Annotated in this window: 7 protein-coding genes; all 7 read right to left on the reverse strand. The window is 41.3% G+C overall.

The window, feature by feature from the left end:
• Nucleotides 1–28 precede the first annotated feature (28 nt).
• The 7 genes from Q0688_RS08080 to Q0688_RS08110 all read right to left on the reverse strand — a co-directional run bounded on the left by Q0688_RS08080 (nt 29) and on the right by Q0688_RS08110 (nt 6,681).
• Nucleotides 29–337: a hypothetical protein gene (locus Q0688_RS08080; protein WP_299074846.1), complete on the reverse strand. Its 309-nt coding sequence runs from the start codon at nt 335–337 to the stop codon at nt 29–31.
• Nucleotides 334–765: a flagellar export chaperone FliS gene (fliS, locus tag Q0688_RS08085; RefSeq protein WP_299074847.1), complete on the reverse strand. Its 432-nt coding sequence runs from the start codon at nt 763–765 to the stop codon at nt 334–336. Before fliS ends, Q0688_RS08080 begins: the two co-directional genes overlap by 4 nt.
• 40 nt (nt 766–805) lie before the next feature.
• Nucleotides 806–2,263: a flagellar filament capping protein FliD gene (fliD, locus tag Q0688_RS08090; RefSeq protein ID WP_299074848.1), complete on the reverse strand. Its 1,458-nt coding sequence runs from the start codon at nt 2,261–2,263 to the stop codon at nt 806–808.
• Nucleotides 2,264–2,318: 55 nt separating this feature from the next.
• On the reverse strand, nt 2,319–2,744 hold the full coding sequence (locus Q0688_RS08095) for a flagellar protein FlaG (RefSeq protein WP_299074849.1): 426 nt from the start codon (nt 2,742–2,744) through the stop codon (nt 2,319–2,321).
• 82 nt (nt 2,745–2,826) lie between these two features.
• Entirely contained in the window at nt 2,827–3,651 is an 825-nt protein-coding gene (locus Q0688_RS08100) for a flagellin (protein WP_299074850.1), read from the reverse strand.
• A 924-nt stretch (nt 3,652–4,575) separates the two neighbouring features.
• The gene (locus Q0688_RS08105; protein WP_299074851.1) at nt 4,576–5,400 is read right to left on the reverse strand and encodes a flagellin; all 825 of its coding nucleotides are present in this window, start codon (nt 5,398–5,400) and stop codon (nt 4,576–4,578) included.
• A 453-nt stretch (nt 5,401–5,853) separates the two neighbouring features.
• Nucleotides 5,854–6,681 (reverse strand): flagellin, encoded by an 828-nt coding sequence (locus Q0688_RS08110; RefSeq protein ID WP_299074852.1) that lies wholly within the window; start codon nt 6,679–6,681, stop codon nt 5,854–5,856.
• Nucleotides 6,682–6,704 lie beyond the last annotated feature (23 nt).

Consider the following 6,704-nt stretch of genomic DNA (forward strand, 5'->3'; position numbering starts at 1 on the left):
AGCATCATACAAGGGATTAAATCACCAATCACTTATATTTTTTTACTGCCTTGCGCCCACGCACTAAACCACTGAGCTGATTTAATGACGCTTTGAATAATTCTTCTGCATAAGCAACTAACGCGCCATTTACTTGCAACTCGGCCGTTGCAAACTTATTTTTTTCATTTTCTGGAAGGTTTTTAAGGAATTCCTGAATAAACTCATCCCGTTCAAGTACGAGTTTCAAGAATTTTGATTCATCAGGGTCGTTCTCAGCCCTTAGCTGTAATAGCTTGCTATTGATATTCTTTAACGTTGAAGGTGTAAAGCTATGATTTAATATTAATTTTTTCAAACTGTTGCTTGACGTTTTTGCCTTTGCATTTCATAAGCCTCTTGCTTAGCTGACTCAGGAATTTGCGTCCAGGCTGCTTTTATAGGTAAAAGCAGAGTAATCACTTCATCAACAATCTTCAAGCTATTCTGCACATTCGCATCTACTAAACGCTGTACCATATAATCGTAGAGTGAAAACAGGTTATCAGCCACGTCACCACCCGCTTCTAAATCAAGCGTGTCACGTAAGTTCATCAAAATAGCAGTCGCGCGAGAGATATGCTCAGACTTACCTGCAAAGTCCTTTCGCTCGATACAGCCTTTAGTATACGCCAGCTTGTCGAGCGTGCCTTGCATTAACATCAAAGTTAATTTGTGAGGATCAGCTTGGCTGATATCTTGCTTTAAATTGCCTTTTTTGTAGGCATTGATGCCTTTTAATGCCATATTGTTCTTCCAATCTCTAGATAAGTTAACTGCATTGTTTTTAGCCTAGTGACGCCATTAACGCAGCACCTGTTGAATTTAAACTTGATACTGTTTGGTCGAGATTTAGATATTTATCGCGCAATATTTGTTCTGTATTGGCTAATCTCATTTCTAGAGTGAGTCTTTCGTCATAGATCTTTTCTCTCTGATCTTTTGCTGAATTTTCCCTAGACTTAAGTAAACCACTATAGCTGGTATATTCTTCAACGTAATCATACAAGCGTACCGCGATACCTTGGTTTTCATCGGTAAATAAAGCGGCTATTTGATCGAAATTATCATCCAGTGCATCTTGCAGTCGATCGTCTCCACTGCCTAATCCAATATTATCGCTTGAGCTTATTTCCAATTCATTTTGATCATTTAACTCAATGCCAATCTGAAAAAGACCACCTAAGACGGATGAGTCAACGGAAGAAAATAGAATATTGTTTATACCCGTTTGTATCCCTCTAACTAAAGAATCGCCGGCCAGCGCGCCATCTTCTTCTAAGTCAGATTCACCGTATTTTGTCAGCAGTTTTATCTCGGCTTGCAAGGCATTAAAATTAGTTACAAATTCTCTGATGGTCTCCTCAACAGCTTCTTTATCATAGCCAATACTAAGCTTTGAGGTTTTAAAGGTCACTCCATCAGCATTTAGCTCAGATAATTCAGAGGCTTCAAAACTGACATTTTCAATGACATTCTCAAACTTGTTGGTTTCACTTTCGACATCTATACCATCGATTGTGGCTTTAGCATTTTGAGCTGACCTAACAGGCGCTAGATAGGTAGAAGCTTCAGAAGAGTCGGTAGTTGACACAAGATCTAGTTCAGCCACATCATTGTCATTAACAATGATTAAATCATTACCCGCACCTGTAGTATCAGAAGTGAACACCAGTTTTGCGCCACCATCTAGCGTACCGGTATCGATTATACTGGCAGTAACACCAAAATTATCGTCTGAAGCATTAATAGCGTTGCGTAAATCTTCTAATGAATCACCGGCATTCAAATTAATAGTAAAGGCATCACTACTTGCGTCAATTTTAAAGGTAAGACTGGCGCTTCCTGCACTGAGTACAGTATCAGAAGAGTTAGCGTAGCCTCCATCAACTGCGTCTGCAGTTTCAATACGACTGCCACCGGCAAGTTGAGTGACAGCTAAATGATAGTCTCCTTCTAATGCACTGTTAGACGCCTTAGCGGTAAAGGGTTCGACACCTTCTGATGGGTTATTTATAGTGGGCTCTCGGCCCTTGAGGTTTTCATCGCTTCGCAAATCATCGACAGATTTTTGGAAATCCTCGAGTTTAGACTTTAACTTACCTAAGCCAGATATTTCAGCTTCAACACTTTCTTCTTTCGAGTCCAATGCGTCTGTTTTTGGTTTTCGCTCAGCTTCAAGTAGCTGAGTCACTAACCCTTCTAGATCTAAGCCTGAACCTACTCCTAATGACTGAATCGTCATAACTCACCTCGTTTCCAACAATTAGCTTGAAGGATAACCTTCACTTCAAAGGATACTAAACTTGCTTATTAAATAGTAGGCCTACCGCATTACCCACATCGGTTTGTAATTCTTTAAGGCGCTCCGAGAGTTTCAATACCTCTTCGGAAGGAATTTGCCGAATTACCTCTCCTGAGCTGGCATCTGTTACTCTTACAACTTGTTTGTTGCTGCCTTCGTCTACCGAAAAATTTAACTGTCTATTGTTACTTTGCACAAACTCGCTTATTTGCGAAATGGCAGAATCAATTTGCTCAACATTGATATCAAAAGACGCTTGCTTCTGTATTTCTATGTCGGCAACAGTTGAAAAATCTTTAGCTTGTTGCTGTTTTGTACTCACTTCATTTTCAGAGGCATCTTTAACCCTACCCAAATCTGAAGTAGGTTCAACTTGAGGTTGAACAAAACTTTGAGCAACTTGTGATGTATTAATCTCCATAAATCACCTCTAATAAAAACGCGAGTAGCTACTGATAAAAGTAGCTACCCAAAGACTATTATGAAAAGCTAAAAAGCAACGTCTAGCCAAGCAATGATAGGGCTGTCTGAGGTCTTTGGTTAGCTTGACTTAATACCGATAAAGACGCTTGCTGAACTATCTGGTTTCTAGTTAGTTCAGCGGTTTCAACGGCAAAGTCGGTGTCACGAATACGTGAACGTGCGCCTGCTATGTTCTCAGAAATATTACTCAGGTTACGAATAGTTGACTGAAAACGGTTTTGCAAGGCACCTAAGTCGGCACGAGCACCGCCTATAGTTGAAATAGCAGCGTCGATAGCCGTCAAGGCTCCAGATGCCTCAGTGGCAGTCTTAACTGTAGTATCACCAATCGCCAAGCCAGAAGCTCCATAACCACCATCTTGTTTAATGGAAACTGTAATATTCTGGCCACCATTTGCACCTACCAAGAAAGTTGCCGAATAGTCACCTTTTAATAAATCAGTATCAGCAAACTGGGTATTTTGAGCAATACGACTTATTTCTTGCTTCAGAGCCGATACTTCTTTCTGCAAAGCTCCACGATCAGCCGATGAGTTGATACCGTTTTGTGATTGCACTGCTAAAACGCGAATACGCTGTAGTGAGTTTGTTACCTCACCCAAGGCACCCTCTGCCGTTTGTGTTAATGAAATCGCATCGTTGGCATTTCGCACCGCTTGATTTAAACCTTGAACTTGGGTCGTTAATCGATCAGATATTTGCAGTCCCGCAGCATCATCTGCCGCACGGTTAATCCGAAAACCTGAAGATAATCTTTCGAAAGATGTATTTAAAGCTTGCCCTGAATTGAACAGCTGACGCTGAGTATTCAAAGACGATACATTTGTGTTAACAAATAATCCCATAAAAAACCTCCTGAAAACTCACCGCACGCCGATAACGTGTTTGTACCAGTAAGTTTGCCTCAATGTAGATGGTCAAGAACCTCTTCTTGTCCATCTCCTCACTTACCTCACCTAAAACACCTCTATCTTAAGTGAGACCAAAAGCAATCAAATAGAATGCCCCTCAACTAAGGCTATCGACCCCTTCATTAGAAACTTTAATTTTATTTTAACTTTTTTTTTAGAATACTTGCCAACTGTGCATTTTTATTTAGGTGAATTGATATATACAAAGTAACAGAGAAGCGAGTCTTTATGGCAATAGCCACAAATTGCAACCCTAGGTGTTTTGGTCTTATTGTATATAAAAAACGCTTCATTATTGAAAACAGATGCACTAGGATAATTATGGCACACTAAATGCTTTATTATATTTACTAGCAAGCTGAATATGAAAATATTGAATGGTTGCTAAAGAAAAAAGGCCGAGGAAAATCCCTTTTCAGGGTTCCTCGACCAACTTGCTCACGTTAGGAGATGGAGCAAATAAGGTTTCTGTCCGACTGGCAGGGTTAGAAGAGCTGAATACTGGCCTCTCAACCAAACTTCTACACTCTCGGTCCTGTTAGTCGGCGTTTTAATTTACACAACTAAGATGTAAAGCAAACGCAGAAATACTGTTTGTGCCACAAGGCTTGAAACAACGCCCTTTATGGCCTAAATATAAAAAAGGCCGGGGCAAAAACCTTTGAAGGACGTCCCCGACCAACTTGCTCACGTTAGGAGTTGGAGCAAACTCGGTTGTAACCACGGCATCAACTCAATCATGCCATAGCTTAATAAATAGTGCCCTCCCTAGCCTATCACAGTAAGATCCTATCTTCACTTTTAGGGCACAGCCCTGGGTCGGCCTCTCATTCCTACCCTCTTATTTTCATTAAAGTACTATCCAAGTAAACTAAGTGCTGCCTGTGGACGTTGGTTCGCTTGCCCCAAAACAGTCACACTGGCTTGCTGGATGATCTGCCAGCGGGTCAACTCTGCCGTTTCGACGGCAAAATCTGTATCCCGGATACGACTTCTTGCCGCAGATACGTTTTCAGAAATGTTACTTAAATTTCTAATGGTCGACTGAAAACGGTTTTGAATCGCCCCTAAATCGGCCCGCTTGGCATCTATTATCGAGATGGCTTGAGAAATAGTGGTCATAGCTCTCGATGCATCCGACTCGGTTAGCACAGAAGCATCGGCCACACTTAAACCCGAAGCGCCAAATCCACCAGCACGAGATACATTGACACTAATGGTTTGCCCGGCGTTGGCGCCCACTAAAAATTGTGAAGAGTAAGAGCCATCTAGTACATTGACCCCACCAAATTGAGATGTAGAGGCAATTCGGCTCATTTCATTTTTCAAAGCCGTCACTTCTTTTTGCAATGCCACTCTATCTGACGATGAATTAATACCGTTTTGTGACTGCACCGCCAACACCCGAATACGTTGCAAAGCGGTAGTGGTTTCGGCTAATGCCCCTTCTATGGTTTGCGATAAAGATATGCCGTCGTTAGCATTACGCACGGCTTGATCTAAACCTAACACTTGGGTCGTTAATCGGTTAGATATTTGCAGTCCAGCCGCATCATCTTTTGCCCCGTTGATCCGAAAACCCGAAGACAGCCTTTCAAACGCTGTATTCAAGTTATTGTTCGACGTAAATAGCTGGCGCTTTGCATTTATCGACGATACGTTTGTATTTACATATAAACTCATTTTTTCTCTCCTAACCATTCACCGACTTATATTTTTATTTTAGTGTCAGTGGTATTTTGGTGTTGCTAATATTAAAATTGACATGTTAAATGCATGATTGGCACGTTACATGCTTATGTATAATTGCTAGCTGGTACCCTGGTTAGCTATTTTGTTAAGTGTTACAAGCACAAAACAAATGTAAAAATGTGTGAGCTTATGCTCAAGCTGACAGACAGAATTGATGGCCTAAACCTCAAAACCTCACTACCTCCTGGCTTTTGTTTTGTCTGTCGGCGATTTAACAAAAAGCCTAGGCTCAAATATTGTTAAATCACAGAACCTCACACTGACATTTGTTCTAATGTCTTGATAACAAATAACAATGTCGTATCCCTCGGTCGGTTGCAGCCTGTCCCCACATTCTTGCAATTCGACCGTTTTTCTATATCTAAAGTACTCTTGCTTTATTGATTAGCCTTGTAATAGTTGCAATGCTGCTTGTGGACGTTGGTTGGCTTGACCCAATACGGTAACACTGGCTTGTTGAATGATCTGCCAACGGGTGAGTTCTGCCGTTTCTACGGCAAAATCAGTATCCCTAATACGACTTCTTGCCGATGAGACATTCTCAGAAATATTACTTAAATTACGAATAGTTGATTGGAATCGATTTTGAATCGCACCTAAGTCAGCGCGCTGGGCATCGATAATAGAAATTGCGTTTGATACAGCTGTCATAGCTGCTGAAGCGTTGGCTTCAGTTAGTACATCTGAATTGGCAACATTTAGCCCAGATGCACCAAATCCACCTATACGCTCAACATTCACGCTTATAGTTTGCCCTGCGTTGGCACCTACCAAAAAGGAAGAGGAAAATGAACCGTCTAAAACGTTTACTCCACCAAATTGCGACGTGGCGGCAACACGGCTCATTTCATTTTTTAAGGCCGTGACCTCTTTTTGAAGGGCAACTCTATCAGAAGATGAGTTGATACCATTTTGAGACTGAATAGCTAACACGCGTATTCTTTGCAATGCCGTAGTGGTTTCGGCTAATGCCCCTTCAATGGTTTGCGATAAAGATATGCCATCGTTGGCGTTTCTTACGGCTTGATCTAAGCCTAACACCTGAGTGGTTAGACGGTTAGCAATCTGCAATCCTGCAGCATCGTCTTTTGCTCCGTTGATACGAAGGCCAGATGACAAGCGTTCAAAAGCGGTACTTAAATTATTGTTCGACGTAAACAACTGACGAGTTGCATTCAACGACGACACATTCGTGTTGACGAATAAGCTCATTTTCAATCTCCTAACGATTTTTT

This window comes from uncultured Paraglaciecola sp., from assembly GCF_937123705.1.
Taxonomy (GTDB): domain Bacteria; phylum Pseudomonadota; class Gammaproteobacteria; order Enterobacterales; family Alteromonadaceae; genus Paraglaciecola.

Coding starts and splice junctions, on each gene's coding strand:
- fliS (WP_299074847.1), bottom strand. CDS start 765: ATGGCATTAAAAGGCATCAATGCCTACAAAAAAGGCAATTTAAAGCAA.
- fliD (WP_299074848.1), bottom strand. CDS start 2,263: ATGACGATTCAGTCATTAGGAGTAGGTTCAGGCTTAGATCTAGAAGGG.
- Q0688_RS08095 (WP_299074849.1), bottom strand. CDS start 2,744: ATGGAGATTAATACATCACAAGTTGCTCAAAGTTTTGTTCAACCTCAA.
- Q0688_RS08100 (WP_299074850.1), bottom strand. CDS start 3,651: ATGGGATTATTTGTTAACACAAATGTATCGTCTTTGAATACTCAGCGT.
- Q0688_RS08105 (WP_299074851.1), bottom strand. CDS start 5,400: ATGAGTTTATATGTAAATACAAACGTATCGTCGATAAATGCAAAGCGC.
- Q0688_RS08110 (WP_299074852.1), bottom strand. CDS start 6,681: ATGAGCTTATTCGTCAACACGAATGTGTCGTCGTTGAATGCAACTCGT.